Annotated in this window: 13 protein-coding genes and 1 tRNA gene; 5 read left to right on the top strand and 9 right to left on the bottom strand. The window is 54.5% G+C overall.

Annotated features, from left to right (window positions below; translation table 11 throughout):
• Positions 1-55: 55 nt before the first annotated feature.
• Positions 56-625 (bottom strand): hypothetical protein, encoded by a 570-nt coding sequence (locus ACUW6V_RS15655; RefSeq protein ID WP_105596373.1) that lies wholly within the window; start codon positions 623-625, stop codon positions 56-58.
• Between the two features lie 1,847 nt (positions 626-2,472).
• On the opposite strand from ACUW6V_RS15655, the gene ACUW6V_RS15650 reads away from it, so the two are divergent.
• Both ACUW6V_RS15650 and ACUW6V_RS15645 read left to right on the top strand, forming a co-directional pair.
• The gene (locus ACUW6V_RS15650) at positions 2,473-2,829 is read left to right on the top strand and encodes a hypothetical protein (protein WP_097570069.1); all 357 of its coding nucleotides are present in this window, start codon (positions 2,473-2,475) and stop codon (positions 2,827-2,829) included.
• 13 nt (positions 2,830-2,842) lie between these two features.
• Complete coding sequence (locus ACUW6V_RS15645) at positions 2,843-3,184, top strand: hypothetical protein (protein WP_454038576.1); 342 nt, start codon at positions 2,843-2,845, stop codon at positions 3,182-3,184.
• Between the two features lie 544 nt (positions 3,185-3,728).
• Here the strand turns inward: ACUW6V_RS15645 and ACUW6V_RS15640 are convergent.
• From ACUW6V_RS15640 to proB, 3 genes are all read right to left on the bottom strand, one after another.
• Positions 3,729-3,801: transfer RNA gene (locus tag ACUW6V_RS15640), tRNA-Thr, on the bottom strand.
• A gap of 108 nt (positions 3,802-3,909) precedes the next feature.
• Positions 3,910-5,163 carry a glutamate-5-semialdehyde dehydrogenase gene (proA, locus tag ACUW6V_RS15635; RefSeq protein WP_454038575.1) on the bottom strand — a complete coding sequence of 418 codons (1,254 nt, stop codon included), beginning with the start codon at positions 5,161-5,163 and terminating at the stop codon, positions 3,910-3,912.
• Positions 5,164-5,173: 10 nt separating this feature from the next.
• Positions 5,174-6,277, bottom strand: coding sequence for a glutamate 5-kinase (gene proB, locus ACUW6V_RS15630; protein ID WP_004385346.1), 1,104 nt, complete (start codon positions 6,275-6,277; stop codon positions 5,174-5,176).
• A 291-nt stretch (positions 6,278-6,568) separates the two neighbouring features.
• Between proB and ompC the strand changes: the two genes are divergently transcribed.
• Positions 6,569-7,639 (top strand): porin OmpC, encoded by a 1,071-nt coding sequence (gene ompC / locus ACUW6V_RS15625; protein ID WP_004385347.1) that lies wholly within the window; start codon positions 6,569-6,571, stop codon positions 7,637-7,639.
• Between the two features lie 121 nt (positions 7,640-7,760).
• On the opposite strand, the gene crl is transcribed toward ompC, so the two are convergent.
• From crl to gpt, 3 genes are all read right to left on the bottom strand, one after another.
• Entirely contained in the window at positions 7,761-8,150 is a 390-nt protein-coding gene (crl, locus tag ACUW6V_RS15620) for a sigma factor-binding protein Crl (RefSeq protein ID WP_004385348.1), read from the bottom strand.
• A gap of 57 nt (positions 8,151-8,207) precedes the next feature.
• On the bottom strand, positions 8,208-9,455 hold the full coding sequence (frsA, locus tag ACUW6V_RS15615) for an esterase FrsA (RefSeq protein ID WP_004385349.1): 1,248 nt from the start codon (positions 9,453-9,455) through the stop codon (positions 8,208-8,210).
• Between the two features lie 107 nt (positions 9,456-9,562).
• Positions 9,563-10,021 carry a xanthine phosphoribosyltransferase gene (gpt, locus tag ACUW6V_RS15610; RefSeq protein WP_004385350.1) on the bottom strand — a complete coding sequence of 153 codons (459 nt, stop codon included), beginning with the start codon at positions 10,019-10,021 and terminating at the stop codon, positions 9,563-9,565.
• Positions 10,022-10,281: 260 nt separating this feature from the next.
• Between gpt and pepD the strand changes: the two genes are divergently transcribed.
• A complete protein-coding gene (gene pepD, locus ACUW6V_RS15605) occupies positions 10,282-11,739 on the top strand; it encodes a cytosol nonspecific dipeptidase (protein ID WP_032988167.1) in 1,458 nt (485 codons plus the stop codon).
• Positions 11,740-12,028: 289 nt separating this feature from the next.
• Here pepD and dinB read toward each other — a convergent pair whose 3' ends face one another.
• Entirely contained in the window at positions 12,029-13,084 is a 1,056-nt protein-coding gene (gene dinB, locus ACUW6V_RS15600; protein ID WP_105536702.1) for a DNA polymerase IV, read from the bottom strand.
• 255 nt (positions 13,085-13,339) lie between these two features.
• Here dinB and dpaA point away from each other — a divergent pair, with 255 nt between their 5' ends.
• Positions 13,340-14,077 carry a peptidoglycan meso-diaminopimelic acid protein amidase gene (gene dpaA / locus ACUW6V_RS15595; protein WP_004385352.1) on the top strand — a complete coding sequence of 246 codons (738 nt, stop codon included), beginning with the start codon at positions 13,340-13,342 and terminating at the stop codon, positions 14,075-14,077.
• On the opposite strand, the gene ACUW6V_RS15590 is transcribed toward dpaA, so the two are convergent.
• Positions 14,048-14,815 (bottom strand): class II glutamine amidotransferase, encoded by a 768-nt coding sequence (locus tag ACUW6V_RS15590; RefSeq protein WP_004385353.1) that lies wholly within the window; start codon positions 14,813-14,815, stop codon positions 14,048-14,050. The two genes, dpaA and ACUW6V_RS15590, sit on opposite strands and share 30 nt — an antisense overlap.
• Between the last annotated feature and the right edge of the window lie 82 nt (positions 14,816-14,897).

Below are 14,897 nucleotides of genomic sequence, written 5' to 3'. Positions count from 1 at the left end.
TTGCATTGTACTGGCGCGCCAGATAAACAAAGGCCGGGAACCCCCGGCCTTATTGTCAGTTCAGCGACATGACGTGCTGCCCGGCCCAGTCTTCATAGCCCTCCCCGGTGCGCACAAAACAGGGCGCTCTCACAAATTCCACCAGATGATTCACGAGATCAAACAGCAGCCCCGTGAGCGTTTCCGCTATTTCCGGCGGGAGCGCGCGGCTTATTAACGCCCTATTCAGCGCTTTACAGTAGCGGCTCAGCATCTGCGCGTCGCTGCCGATGCAGAACGGCACCTCTGAAGGGAGCGTGTCGGCCGTCAGTGAAGCAAACAGATGCGCCGGCACCGGTCTGTCGAGCGCGGCCGCGAGGGATTCCAGCATCAGCGCCAGTCTCCCGGCCAGCGCCAGAAACAGCGTCGCGTCCTTACACTCAATCAGTTCGCTGACCGTCTCTTCACACAGCGTGGCGAGCGTGAAGAAATCCATTTCCGCCGTGATCGGCCCTTCGCACAGCGTATGCAGGCTCAACATTCTGGAATGCGCCGACGGCGGCATCGGGGTGGCGGTAGCGTTCAGATTGAGATTATGGCCCTCATTTTCAGGGCGTGCGGGTGTGTTACTATTGACGTTAGCCATAGCGTTAGCTCCAATAACGTTTGTGGTCAGAGGCCCGGAAGTGTTGGCGCACTTTCGGGTCTCGCTTATTGAGCCGGTGGGCTCAATGACAAACAGAATACGCTATTGGGTCAGGGCACCCAATAAAAAAGAGTGTGTTATTAAAGACGGGATGGATAAATCAGAGAAAGTTTAGAAAGGAAAAAATCGTTAGGAAGAGTTATTTTTTCCGCATATAAACAGCGCGTTCACTCATTTAACGGCGAAATAATTAATAAACATTCCGAACTATTTTTTAAATTCATTAAGCAATTAAAATCAAAAGGAATAAAATAGAGCGAATTGATTTTAACGGTTATGTCACAAAAATACAAATCAGTAAACTTAATTACTTATTATCGTGCTTACTATTTATTTAATAGTATGAATTTCATTGAAAAAAAACGTTAACGATCCTGGATTGATAGTTGGGAACTACAGACTGGCTCATAGCACCATTAAAAATGGACTGTATCTATAGGCAAACAGGTGAATGCATTTTTAGTAGGTCAGGCGCAGTGAAAAATTAACAGCCCAAACTATAATTTTTTTATTTTGCTGTAAACCGCAACTAAATTTTTTAACAATATCAACTCCTTCAAAGCTGTGTATTAGCTCTATATGGTTAATGGTGTACCGGTTGGTTGCTCTGCTTCATATTAAATTTTTAAAGATAATATCAGACCAATATGAGCAAATACGGACAAAGTACACTATGTTAAATAGAACAAAAAAAAGAACATTAACGAACATTAAAATAACCTGTTGTGGCAAGTTTCCCCTGTTTTGATGCTCTAGGGGGCGGAATGGTGAAGTAAATTGCGGGGTTTGTCGGCCTTGGAATATTTGGTGAACATTCTTTTTTTGCGGAGGGCCTAGGCTTACGGTCTATCAGATCAACAACAGTAACCTGGACTGATTATTTTCAGCACCAGAGACGAATACTCAATCATGTATTTTTATCATAGTTACCAGTAACATCAATCCGCCTAGCCAAAATCATGTCGAAGAAATCAGCGCTCGATTAAATTTTGAATTTTTTTTCTTAATTATTGACATGCCGCTCAGGCCTTACGGGATATGGGGTTATGCCTTTTTACCCTTTCGCAGCCTTAACTTAACGTCAAAATCACCCCTTGTGCACAAAAGAATCATCTCTACAATATCGACTATGTAGGGCAAACATTGATTGATGTACCCTACATGTAGTGCTATGCCTGATTTATAGGCGTAAAAAACCGGATTCATTTTCACGAACCCGGCTTACAAAGCATGACCAATAGGAGTCGTCAAACTCGTATGAATCTTAGCCTTGCCTTCATTTCTCACGGCTTGATTGTGCCAGGCGAAGAGGATCATGTAAACCTTAAAATGACGCTCACAAGGAGCATTGCATGACCATTTGTAAACAGTCGCACCGTTACAACACTCTTTTTATCAGCTTACCTCACGATCAAGGTGGTGAAGGCCGCCATAAGTGTTGCGGATGCGCTTACGATCAGGGCTACCGTGCCGGCTTGGCTCGCACAGGACAAGTTTGGGTGGACTTAGCCGCCTTACCTGATAGTCAGGCGGGAACCGTTCGCCACAAAAGTCCTCAGGCAGCGTTTGCTGATGGTTACCGTGATGGTGTGCGTGAATCCTACCGTCACGCTGGCTAATGTTGAAGGAGGGGGCTTCATGCCCCTTCCTTTTTACGGAATAGACCGCCCCAAGTTTTTGTAAGATTGACTTTTTCGGTTTTAGAGCTCTCCCATTCATAACGCCTTATTTGCTCTTATCCATTCCCTCTGTAAAATGTTACTTTTGTTAACATCCTAAGGCCTCCCATGAAAACAGCTCTCATAATCGCGCTTTCGTTATTCTCCTTACCTGTACTCGCAGAAGAAGATCAGGGGCCTGGAAAATATATTTGTGACATTCGCATATCCAGCCAAGACACAGCTACCAAAATTCTGTCGAGAGCCTCGACTGTTCTTGATAATGAAAATAACTTCATCGTCCAAATGCCCAATGGTGATCAGTTGTATTCCCCTGAACTGGAAAACACTGATGATGGATTAAAACAAAAAGCCGAAAAAGGTGGCGTGACCTTCATTCGCCGTCCAACCTTTGGCGATAGGTTCATTGTGGAAGATGCAAATACAGGGTTCTTCTATAAGATGCGCAACTGTGAGAAGAAATGAGGTAAGTCAGAGAATGAAAAATATAGTATTGGCTGTACTGTGCCTTCTCCCTAGTCTCGCTTTTGCTAACGGATATAAAGTCGTAACGAAAGATGGTGGCAGGTCTTTGACATACTATGCAGGTCAAGTGACTTACTCTCGGCTCGACAAGCAAATAAAATGTACCTTTAAAAGTTCATCCAAAGGCATTGATCAGGAAGGGAATGCCTACAATGCAGACGGTTTTAGTTGCACGAAAGATTTATATGTTGTGACTAAGCTCTGGATTGATACAGGAATAAGGGCAATCATTGAGGTTGATCCAAAGACCGAAAAAAGAGATGTCTTTCAAGTTGATAGCTATAAGCCGTATTAAGGTCTTTATTAGCAATTTTAGACAATAGAAGCCATAAAGCCCCGTTAGTGGTACAAGCAACAAGCGGAGCGCAGCGACTTCATCAGGCCAACCTGGTTGGTTTCGCTTTGCGAAAGTCACCAGTGACCAAATCAGATTGTCAGAAGGATCACACCTTATCAGGATGCTCGTGTACCTTTCGGAGCGTGAGCGAAGCGCTGGCAGAGCCTGCATGTCGTGTGCAGGTACGTTTACCACTATTCACCTGTTTACGTGGCTCATAGGGCCACACATCGGGCTTAAATGCGTGTGCTCAATCTGTTTCGGGAGGATTTAGAGACGTTGGCAGCGTCATTAGCTTCGAGTTGATAGCGGTTCATGTGGACTGTTCACGCTTTGTACCTGTTCGAGCTTTACAACTACAGGCCGCTACGTGCTAACATCCCTATGTAGCCACTGTTAACAATAGCGGCAACTGTTGGTCATAGAACCCCTTAAAAAAGATTGTACCTTGAGAGCGAAAATCGTCTTAACTTATTGTTTTTAAAGGGTTTTGTTGTGTGAGTGCCGATAATAGGAGTCGAACCTACGACCTTCGCATTACGAATGCGCTGCTCTACCAACTGAGCTATATCGGCCCTGAGGAAGGGTGTGCGTGAGCACGGGGTAAGAGGTTATGAAAAAGTGGGTGATGCGTCAATGCCCTTGCGATTCAAGCGGCGATTTTTGCATCACCCGGCCCTCCGTTAAGCACGAATCGTATCGTCGCCGTAGCCGATCCACTTGTAGGTGGTCAGCGCTTCGAGGCCCATCGGGCCGCGGGCGTGAAGCTTCTGCGTGCTGACGGCCACTTCGGCGCCAAGACCAAACTGCCCGCCGTCGGTAAAGCGCGTCGAGGCGTTCACGTACACCGCGGACGAATCCACTTCATTCACGAAACGGTCAGCGTGGCGCAGCGTGCGGGTGAGAATGGCGTCCGAATGCTGGGTGCCGTGCTCGCGAATATGCGCTATGGCCTCGTCGATGCCTGCCACCAGCTTCACGTTAAGATCGAGCGACAGCCATTCGTCGTCAAACGCTTCCGGAGTCACCGCCACAGCGGTCGCCGGGCCGCCGGAAAGCAGCGCCAGCGCGCGCTCGTCTGCATGCAGCGTCACGCCGCGTTCATGCATCGCGCGGCTCAGTTCCGGCAGGAAACGTTCTGCAATGGACTCATGCACCAGTAGCGTTTCCACCGTGTTACAGGTGCTCGGGCGCTGAGTTTTGGCATTGGTGATGATGTTGAGCGCAGGCGCGAATTCCGCCGTTTCATCAACGAAAATATGGCAAACGCCGATGCCGCCGGTGATAACCGGAATGGTCGACTGTTCGCGGCAGAGCTTATGCAGCCCTGCCCCGCCGCGCGGGATCAGCATGTCGATGTATTTGTCCATGCGCAGCATTTCACTGACCAGCGCGCGGTCCGGGCTTTCGATGGCCTGAACGGCCGCGGCGGGCAGGCCGCACTCTTCCAGCGCTTTCTGAATCACTTTTACAGTCGCCGCGTTGGTACGCCAGGTTTCTTTGCCGCCTCTGAGAATCGCCGCGTTGCCGGTTTTCAGGCACAGCGAGGCGACATCCACCGTCACGTTCGGGCGCGCTTCATAAATCACGCCGACCACGCCAAGCGGCACGCGGCGACGCTCGATGCGCAGGCCGCTTTCCAGCAGGCCGCCGTCGATCACCTGCCCTACCGGATCGGCCAGCTGACACACCTGGCGCACGTCGTTCGCAATGGCGTGTAAACGTTGCGGGTTGAGCGCCAGGCGGTCTAACAGCGCCTCGCTCAGCCCGCTGCGGCGCGCCTCCAGCAGATCCTGCTCGTTGGCGAGCAAAATCTCTTCGGCGTTCGCTTCTAAATAGTCGGCGATTTTCTCCAGCACGCGGTTTTTCTCGCGCGAGGAGAGCAGCGCCATCTGATATGAGGCGGCTTTGGCCGCCTGGCCCATCTGCTCCAGCATGGCAGGCTCCTTATTGGGTGATCATGTCGTCGCGGTGAACCGCTACCGGGCCATATTCATAGCCGAGAATGGCGTCAATCTGCTGCGAGTGGTGCCCGGCGATGCGGCGCAGCGCGTCGCTGTTATAGCGGGAGACGCCGTGGGCGATGTCGCGCCCTTCCAGATTACGGATGCGAATCACTTCGCCGCGCGAAAAGTTGCCGGTCACGCTTTTAATGCCTTTCGGCAAAAGCGAACTGCCGCGTTCCAGAATGGCCGACTGCGCGCCCTCGTCGACGGTGATTTCGCCTGCGGGGGGCGCGCCGAAGATCCAGCGCTTGCGGTTCTCGAGTGGCGTCTGCTGCGGGTGGAAGCGCGTGCCGACCGGCAGCCCTTCGATAACATCGTTAATCACGCCCGGCTTGCTGCCCGCCGCGATCACGGTTTCGATACCCGCGCGGCCCGCGACATCCGCGGCCTGAAGCTTGGTGCCCATGCCGCCGGTGCCGAGGCCGGAGACGCTGTCGCCCGCAATCGCACGCAGCGTGTCGTCAATGCCGTAGACATCCTGAATCAGCTCGGCCTGCGGGTTGTTGCGCGGGTCAGCGGTAAAGAGACCCTGCTGGTCGGTCAGCAGCAGCAGTTTATCGGCGCCCGCCAGAATCGCCGCCAGCGCCGAGAGATTATCGTTATCGCCGACTTTAATTTCCGCCGTGGCGACCGCGTCGTTTTCGTTAATCACCGGCACGATGCGGTTATCCAGCAGCGCGGTGAGTGTGTCGCGCGCGTTCAGGAAGCGCTCGCGATCTTCCATATCTGCGCGGGTCAGCAGCATCTGCCCCACATGGATGCCGTAAATCGAAAAAAGCTGCTCCCAGAGCTGGATCAGACGGCTCTGCCCGACGGCCGCCAGCAACTGCTTGGAGGCGATAGTCGCCGGCAGTTCCGGGTAGCCCAGGTGCTCGCGCCCGGCGGCAATCGCCCCGGACGTGACGATGACAATGCGATGCCCGGCGGCGTGTTGCTGCGCGCACTGGCGCACCAGTTCGACAATATGGGCGCGATTCAGGCGGCGGGAGCCGCCCGTCAGGACGCTGGTCCCCAGTTTCACCACCAGGGTCTGGCTGTTACTCATGATGTTTTGCCGTATCAACGAAATTGGAAAAATTAAACCCAAAATGACGTTGTAACAGGAGAGCGCGCCCTTGCCAACTCCCGGCCATAAAAACCGCACGGCGCGCAAGCGAACCGGCAAGCATAGCGGTGAATTTTGATAGTTTTATTACAGTTTACGAAAAATATACCTTTTTAAAATTTATCTTACTTTGTCATATTTTTTTCATATCCGACCGTTAAAACCCATCTTGTTTTTTCACAGGTCTTTGACCCGCGAATTTTAGCGCGTAAATAATGATTGGGATTAATGATGAAAAAGAGCACTCTGGCATTAGTGGTGATGGGTATTGTTGCGTCTTCTGCTGCTCAGGCCGCAGAAATTTATAACAAGAACGGCAACAAGCTGGATCTTTATGGCCGTGTTAAAGCCGAACATTATATGAGCGATAACGACGCTGTAGACGGTGATCAGTCTTATATCCGTCTGGGCTTCAAAGGCGCTACCCAAATTAACGATCAACTGACCGGTTTCGGCCAGTGGGAATATCAGGTTGCCGCTAACCGAGTGGAAGGCGACAGCACGAACAGCGCAACCAAAACCCGTCTGGCTTTTGCGGGCCTGAAATTCGCCGATCTCGGCTCCATTGATTACGGTCGTAACTACGGCATCCTGTATGACGTGGGTTCTTACACCGATATGATCCCGGAATTCGGTGACGACGCTTACACCAAAACCGATAACTTTATGACCGGCCGTACCACTGGCGTGGCCACCTACCGCAACACCGATTTCTTCGGTCTGGTGGATGGTCTGAAATTCGGCCTGCAATACCAGGGCAAGAACGAGAACGACAGCCGTGCCGCCAGCAAAGCCAACGGCGACGGCTACGGTGCCTCTGTTAACTACGCGCTGGGCGACAGCGGCGTGAGCATCGGCGGCGCTTACACCAAATCAAACCGTACGCTGGCGCAGCGTAATTCCACGCTCGGTAAAGGCGATAACGCGGAAGCCTGGGCGACCGGCCTGAAGTATGACGCCAACAATATCTACCTGGCGGCGACCTATGCGGAAACCCGCAACATGACCCCGATCACCGGCGGTTTTGCCAATAAAAACCAGGGCTTCGAAGTGGTTGCGCAGTATCAGTTCGACTTCGGCCTGCGTCCGTCCATCGGTTACGTGCAGTCTAAAGCCAAAGATGTTGAAAACGGCATTGGCGACGTTGATCTGGTGAAATATTACGACGTGGCGGCCACGTATTACTTCAACAAAAACATGTCCGCTTTCGTGGATTATAAAATTAACCAGCTGGACGACGACAACAAGCTTAAGATCAACAACGATGACGTTGTTGCGCTGGGCCTCGTTTACCAGTTCTGATTAATATTCCCCACGCCCACGCCGTGGGCGTTTATCACATCGTGTGGCTACGATAAAAAAATAACCCCGCGTCGGCGGGGTTATTTTTTATGCGTTATTTAAGTATTAACTGAAATGCGGCTCAGGCAGAAAGCTTAAGATCTTCTGTTACCGGCTCCAGTTTTAAATCCATCGAGGCGAGCAGCGCGCGCAGTCTTTCGTGAAAACCGCGCAGCGTTTGCGAAAGCTTTTCTTTGACCTCGTCGTCTTTGATAGGCACCGCCGTCCAGTCGCCCTCTTTATCAAACAGGCCGAACTGCCAGGTATAGGTAAAGCGGTCTTCGTGCGCTTCCAGCTCCATCCACCAGCCCCAGAACTCACGCTTCTCCGGCGCAGGTTTGACGTTGACGCAAACAGCCAGGCAATCAAAGAAGAAGCGGTTGCCTTCGCACTGCTCTTCCCGAATATACGGGCCAAGGGCAGTGAATTTCTTAATCATCCTGCTTTTCGGGTGTCCACTCGGTAACGTCATTGCGATCTCCTTTTGTGAAGCCATTGTTTTACCAAACCAATGGAAATTAGCCAATGATTAACGCAATTTATGGTTTACCCACCCGGAAATCTGATGCAGCGCCTTATCAAAGTTGCTGTACACCGGCGAAGTGGGGATCTCCAGCAGCTTACCGTCCACAGATGACGAGGCGATTAAACGCGACTCCTCCTCCGGGCTGAAAATGTCGTTTTTCCAGTAGCCTGCGAGCATCGGTGTCGGGCAGCGGCGGCCGAGCAGCCCCTGGGTTTTCAGCGAATAGCGGTTGAGCTCGACACGCAGCGCGTTGTCCGAGGCGTCATACATGCCAAGACGGCTCGCCAGCACATCCATATACATCTCCGGCACCTGATCCTGGCGCGCCGGATCGCTGAAGAGCTGATGCACCATCGGGCCGAGACAGGCCACGGCTTTAAGGCGCGGCGCTTCAAGATACGCGAGGCGCACCGCCACGTTCGCCCCGAAGCGAAACCCAAACGCCGCCACGCGGGTGTGATCGACCCACGGCAGGTTTGGCAGAGCCTGAAGCACATGCTGATGCAGCAGGCTGGAATCCTGCGTCAGCGTCCATTTGGACGACGCGCCGACCGAGGGCATATCAATGGTGAGCATCGCGATGCCGAGCGGCGCGAAGTAGCGCTCGAAAAGCGTAAAGTAGTCGCTTTGCAGCGCGTCCAGGCCGCCACAAATCAGAACGGTCGGGAACGGCCCCTGCCCGCCTTTGGGAAGATGCAGAAAGCCAGTAATGGTCGCGCCGCCGGGGATCGGGAACGAGAGCTCGCGCAGTTCGCCGGAAAGCCGCGTGGCGGCCTCTTCATATGCGCGGTTCGCCAGCACCTGCGCCTGTTCGGCGAGCGTATCGCCTTTCAGGTGCGGATAGGCGGCAATACTGTAGAGCGTGGAAGCCATCAGCCAAGCCTTGCCGATGGCCGCTTCGTCGGTCTCCTGCCCGGCGCGCTGCTGCCACGCCATCGCCTGCTTCGACCACTCATAAATCCAGTTGCCGCCGCGATAGCCGATGACGGTGTCGTAATGCGCGGGATCGGTGCGTTCGGCGTCGCTCAGCACGATGCGCGACTGCACTTCAAGGATTTCCCGCGGATCGACGCCGCGCCAGACCCACATCAGGCGGTTAATCATGCGATACCACTGCGGCACCGTTTTACCGTCCAGCGTGGACTGGATCACCGGAGGCGGCGCGTGCTGAATACGACGTACCAGCGTCGAGGTTTCCGGGTATTTAAACCGCGGCTTAAACAGGGTTTCGCTCAGATTGGCCTGCGACATGCTTTCTGCCTCCGTAAAAACAGCACAAAACATGATTGTACTCGCAGGCGGCGGATAAAAACAAAAACGCCCGGCAGTGCCGGGCGTAAAGATGCGTAAGGACGGGATTAACGGCCGGACAGCGGCGGCACAAAAACGACGCCCATATCCCACGGCTGCTCGATCCAGGTGTCCTGCGGGATGTCGATCACGTAGTCATCCACCAGCGGCTGGCCTGCCGGTTTAGCGAAAATCGTCACGAAGCGGGCTTTCGGGTACATCTCACGGATAGCCACTGCGGTGCCACCGGTATCCACCAGGTCGTCCACCACGATAAAGCCTTCACCATCGCCTTCTGCGCGCTTGATAACTTTCAGTTCGCGCTGGTTGTCATGGTCGTAGCTGGAGATACAGACGGTATCGACGTGACGGATACCCAGTTCGCGCGCCAGCAGCGCGCCCGGCACCAGACCGCCGCGGCTGACGGCGATAATGCCTTTCCACTGCTCGGCAGGCAGCAGACGGCTCGCCAGCTTGCGCGCGTGGATCTGTAACATATCCCAGGTGACAACGTATTTTTCGCTCATGTGAAGTGTCCCGGCCAGTTTAAAAAACGGCTTAAAAAGTGTTCAGGGGGAAAATAGGTTGCGCGAGATTATAGAGATCTGAGCCGCTAAAAACCAGTGCCACGCGGCATGGGCCGTGGTTTTTGCTCGCTTTGGTCTGCACAGCATAAAAGAAAGTGGTATTCTCGGGCTATTGCCCAGGCCCGTCTTGCGGCACATCACAACGATAACCCAGAGGCCCGCACGCCGCGCTGCACCGGGCCCAGTCAAGGAGACTTAACGTGTCTGAACTGTCTCAACTCTCCCCTCAACCGCTGTGGGATATTTTCGCGAAAATCTGCTCCATTCCGCATCCGTCCTACCATGAAGAACAACTCGCCGAACACATCATGGGCTGGGCGAAGGAAAAAGGCCTGTTTGCCGAGCGCGATCAGGTGGGCAACATTTTAATTCGCAAACCGGCGACCGCCGGCATGGAAAACCGTAAACCGGTCGTGCTGCAGGCGCACCTCGATATGGTGCCGCAGAAGAATAACGACACCGTTCATGATTTCACAAAAGATCCCATCCAGCCGTATATCGATGGCGAATGGGTGAAAGCGCGCGGCACCACGCTTGGCGCGGATAACGGCATCGGTATGGCGTCCGCGCTCGCGGTACTGGCGGACGACAGCGTCGTACACGGCCCGCTGGAAGTGCTGCTGACCATGACCGAAGAAGCCGGCATGGACGGCGCGTTTGGTTTGCAGGCAGGCTGGCTGCAGGCCGATATCCTCATTAATACCGATTCCGAAGAAGAAGGCGAAATCTATATGGGTTGCGCCGGTGGTATCGATTTTATCTCCACGCTGCCGCTCTCCCGCGAAGCTATCCCGGCCGGTTTTGAGACGTTCAAACTGACGCTCAAAGGGCTGAAAGGCGGTCACTCCGGCGGCGATATTCATCTGGGCCTCGGCAACGCCAACAAACTGCTGGCGCGTTTCCTGTGCGGTCATGCGCAGGAGCTGGATCTGCGCCTGGTGGATTTCAACGGCGGTACGCTGCGTAACGCCATCCCGCGCGAAGCGTTCGCGACCGTCGCGGTGCCTGCCGCTAATGCAGGCGAGCTGAAAACGCTGGCGAATACCTATCTCGATATCCTGAAAAACGAGCTCTCCGTTAAAGAGAAGAACATCACCGTTGTGCTGGAAGCGGCCTCGACCGATAAAGCCGCGCTGACCGCGCAGAGCCGCGATGCGTTTATCGCGCTGCTGAACGCGACGCCGAACGGGGTGATTCGCAATTCTGACGTGGCGAAAGGCGTGGTAGAAACCTCCCTGAACGTGGGCGTGGTGACCATGACCGACGAGCAGGCGGAAATCATCTGCCTGATCCGCTCGCTTATCGACAGCGGTAAAGATTACGTGGTGAGCATGCTGGAATCGCTCGGCGCGCTGGCAGGCGCGAAAACCGTGGCCAAGGGCAGCTACCCTGGCTGGCAGCCGGACGCCAGCTCGCCGGTGATGGCGCTGGTGCGTGAAACCTATCAGCGTCTGTTTAACAAGACGCCGAATATCCAGGTGATCCACGCGGGTCTGGAGTGCGGGCTGTTCAAGAAACCGTACCCGCAGATGGATATGGTCTCCATCGGGCCGACCATTACCGGGCCGCATTCGCCGGATGAGCAGGTGCATATTGAAAGCGTGGGCCACTACTGGACGCTGCTGACCGAGCTGCTGAAAGCGATCCCGGCGAAATAAGCGTTTGATGTAAAAGAAAGGCGGCCCTGGGGCCGCCTTTTTTGTTTTGGCAGGGCGGGTTTAAAAGGCGGGTGCGCTACGCTTACCCGCCCTACGCTTCCCGACGGCTATCATCATGTAGGGTGGGTAAGCGGAGCGCACCCACCAGACCTAATGACAAGAATCGACAACTTCAGCTTGTAGGGTGGGTAAGCGGAGCGCACCCGTCAGTCCCGACGACAAAAAGCTGCAACGTCAGCCATGTAGGGTGGGTAAGCGGAGCGCACCCACCGGGCCCGAGGAAAAGCCCCTACAACCCCAGCACCAGCTGCCGCTCGATTTGCGGGTCAAGCAGCGTCACGTGCAGCCCCACCAGCCGCACGCCGCGCCCGCTGCGGCGCTCTTCCCAGGTTTTACGCGCCGTGGCGAGCAAATCCTCTTTATTGAGCTTCGGCCAGACATGCTCCTGCGTGGTGAGCTGAAAATCGTTAAATTTGAGCTTCACGCCCTGGCGGGCGATGCGTAGATCCGGCTGAACGGCGGCGAGGCGGCGCTCAAGCTCCGGGTAGAGCCGCTCCACAATCGCCTCACACTCCGTCCATTCGTGGATATCCTCTGCCAGCGTGCGCTCGACGCCGACCGATTTACGCTGCCTGTCGCTGCTGATTTCACGGTCGTCTATCCCCTGGCTGCGCTCCCACAGCACGCGCCCGAACTTGCCAAAGCGTTTGAGCAGCGCGGCGAGATCGCTCTTTTGCACATCCTCGCAGGTACGAAGGCCGAGGCTCTCAAGCTTCGCCGCCGTCACCTTGCCAACGCCCGGGATCTTGCCAAGCGGCAGCGTGCGCAAAAACGCCGGCACCTCTTCAGGCGTTATCACATACTGCCCGTTGGGCTTGTTGAGATCGGAGGCTATTTTGGCGAGGAATTTGATCGGCGCGATACCCGCCGACGCGGTGAGCTGGAGTTCGTCGAAAATCGTCTGGCGGATCTCTTTGGCCATCAGCGTCGCCGAGCCGTAACAGTGCGGGCTGTGGGTGACATCCAGATAAGCTTCGTCGAGCGAAAGCGGCTCAATCAGCGAGGTATAGCGCGAGAATATTTCCCGGATATGGGCAGACGCTTCTTTATAGGCGTCAAAACGCCCCGGCAACAGCGTGAGATGCGGGCAGAGCTTGAGCGCCATCGCGGTGGGCATGGCGCTGCGCACGCCATATTTACGCGCCGGATAGTTGGCGGTGCTGATAACGCCGCGCCGTTCGCGGCTGCCGCCAATGGCGAGCGGAATATCGCGCAGGGCTGGATTATCGCGCATCTCTACCGCCGCGAAAAAGCAGTCCATATCGACATGAATGATTTTGCGCATCGCCACGCCCCGCACTGTATGTCCATACAGTCTGGCAAAAAATGGGGGCGGCGGCAACCTTCCTTATTCCGCCATAATTGCGTAAATTCTCTGGGGCGTAAGGAAGTTAAGCAAAACTTAATTGTAAACGCTGCAGGCAGCGCTTGCGAAAAATAACAGCGATGCTAATGTGAGCGCTCCTGAACCAGAATAGTCTTATTTTGGGTCCCTTCGCCTTTCGGCATCGGTCTTAGCTTTATCAAGGAAACAAGCAGTATGCGTAAAATCGCATTGTTAATCGCAATGCTTCTGGTGTCGTGCTTTTCATGGGCCAGTACAGTCAGTAGCGACAGCGTTACCCCAATAAAAAAAGAATTAAAACAGCAGTTAATGGGTTCCCCGGTTTATATCCAGATCTTTAAGGAAGAGCGCACGCTTGAGCTGTACGTCAAGATGGGCGAGCAGTATCAGTTACTGGATAGCTACCGCATCTGCAACTATTCCGGCGGTCTTGGGCCGAAACGCCGCCAGGGCGATTTCAAAAGCCCGGAAGGCTTCTATAGCGTGCAGCGCAGCCAGCTCAAACCCGACAGCCGTTTTTATAAAGCGATCAATATCGGTTTTCCGAACGCGTTTGACCGCGCTAACGGGTATGAAGGGAAATATCTGATGATCCACGGCGCGTGCGTGTCTGTGGGCTGCTACGCGATGACCGATAAAAATATCGATGAGATTTTCCAGTTCGTCACCGGCGCGCTGGTGTTTGGTCAGCCGAACGTGCAGGTCAGCATCTATCCGTTCCGCATGACCGACGCCAATATGGAGCGCCACAAGTATTCGTACTACATCGGCTTCTGGAAACAGCTTAAGCCAGGCTACGACTACTTTATGGCGACCCGTCAGCCGCCGGTGGTCTCTGTGGTGAACGGCAGTTACGTGGTCAGCAAACCGCTCAGCAGCAGCGTGGTGCACCCGCAGCTGGCGTCAAACTACACGCTCCCCGAGACAAAATAACGCCCACTCGCCTGGCATGATTTTGTGCCAGGTTTCATTGCCCGTCAGCGGCTGAGTGGCAATCACCGTGACCACATCATTAGGTGTGGTCTCTTCCTGAAAATCAATTTCCACATCCTGATCGAGCAGTTTGGCGACGCCAAACGGCGCGCGACGCGTTATCCAGAAAAGGTTGGTGGAGCAGAACGCCATCACATAGCGCCCGTCTGACAACAGCATATTGAAAACGCCCTTCTCCCGCAGTTCACCCGCCAGTTCCGCGATATAGCGAAAGACCGCCGTCATGTTGCCTGGCGTGCGCGGGTAGCGCGTGGTGAGTTTGTGCAGCAGCCAGCAGAACGCTTTTTCGCTGTCGGTTTCGCCAATCGGGCGAAACGGGCCGGTATCGAGCGAGCGGTAGCCGGTCAGCTGGCCATTATGGGCATAAGTCCAGTTGCGGCCCCACAGCTCACGGGTAAACGGATGGGTGTTTTCGAGCGCGACTTCGCCGCGGTTCGCCTGGCGGATATGCGCCACCACGGAACACGATTTAATGGGGTAGTCCTGCACCAGTTTCGCGATGGGCGAGTTATAGCTCGGTTGTGGATCTTTAAACGTGCGACAGCCTTTGCCTTCATAGAAGGTGATGCCCCAGCCGTCTTTATGCGGCCCGGTTCCCCCGCCCCGCTGCACGAGGCCGGTAAAGCTAAAGCAGATATCCGTCGGCACATTGGCGCTCATCCCGAGCAGTTCGCACATAAATCACCTCATCACACGCCGCCCTCCTTTCGGAAGGCGTCACTGGGGCATGCCGGACGTGCGTCGCGCGCCCGGCGACAGC

This window comes from Cronobacter sp. 153480017-3 (assembly GCF_053627815.1).
This window is presented reverse-complemented; position numbering and strand designations above follow the sequence as displayed.

Excerpts from the sequence above, each read along its gene's own strand:
- ACUW6V_RS15655 (WP_105596373.1), bottom strand. The coding sequence starts at position 625 with ATGGCTAACGTCAATAGTAACACACCCGCACGCCCTGAAAATGAGGGC.
- ACUW6V_RS15650 (WP_097570069.1), top strand. The coding sequence starts at position 2,473 with ATGAAAACAGCTCTCATAATCGCGCTTTCGTTATTCTCCTTACCTGTA.
- ACUW6V_RS15645 (WP_454038576.1), top strand. The coding sequence starts at position 2,843 with ATGAAAAATATAGTATTGGCTGTACTGTGCCTTCTCCCTAGTCTCGCT.
- proA (WP_454038575.1), bottom strand. The coding sequence starts at position 5,163 with ATGCTGGAGCAGATGGGCCAGGCGGCCAAAGCCGCCTCATATCAGATG.
- proB (WP_004385346.1), bottom strand. The coding sequence starts at position 6,277 with ATGAGTAACAGCCAGACCCTGGTGGTGAAACTGGGGACCAGCGTCCTG.
- ompC (WP_004385347.1), top strand. The coding sequence starts at position 6,569 with ATGAAAAAGAGCACTCTGGCATTAGTGGTGATGGGTATTGTTGCGTCT.
- crl (WP_004385348.1), bottom strand. The coding sequence starts at position 8,150 with ATGACGTTACCGAGTGGACACCCGAAAAGCAGGATGATTAAGAAATTC.
- frsA (WP_004385349.1), bottom strand. The coding sequence starts at position 9,455 with ATGTCGCAGGCCAATCTGAGCGAAACCCTGTTTAAGCCGCGGTTTAAA.
- gpt (WP_004385350.1), bottom strand. The coding sequence starts at position 10,021 with ATGAGCGAAAAATACGTTGTCACCTGGGATATGTTACAGATCCACGCG.
- dinB (WP_105536702.1), bottom strand. The coding sequence starts at position 13,084 with ATGCGCAAAATCATTCATGTCGATATGGACTGCTTTTTCGCGGCGGTA.
- dpaA (WP_004385352.1), top strand. The coding sequence starts at position 13,340 with ATGCGTAAAATCGCATTGTTAATCGCAATGCTTCTGGTGTCGTGCTTT.
- ACUW6V_RS15590 (WP_004385353.1), bottom strand. The coding sequence starts at position 14,815 with ATGTGCGAACTGCTCGGGATGAGCGCCAATGTGCCGACGGATATCTGC.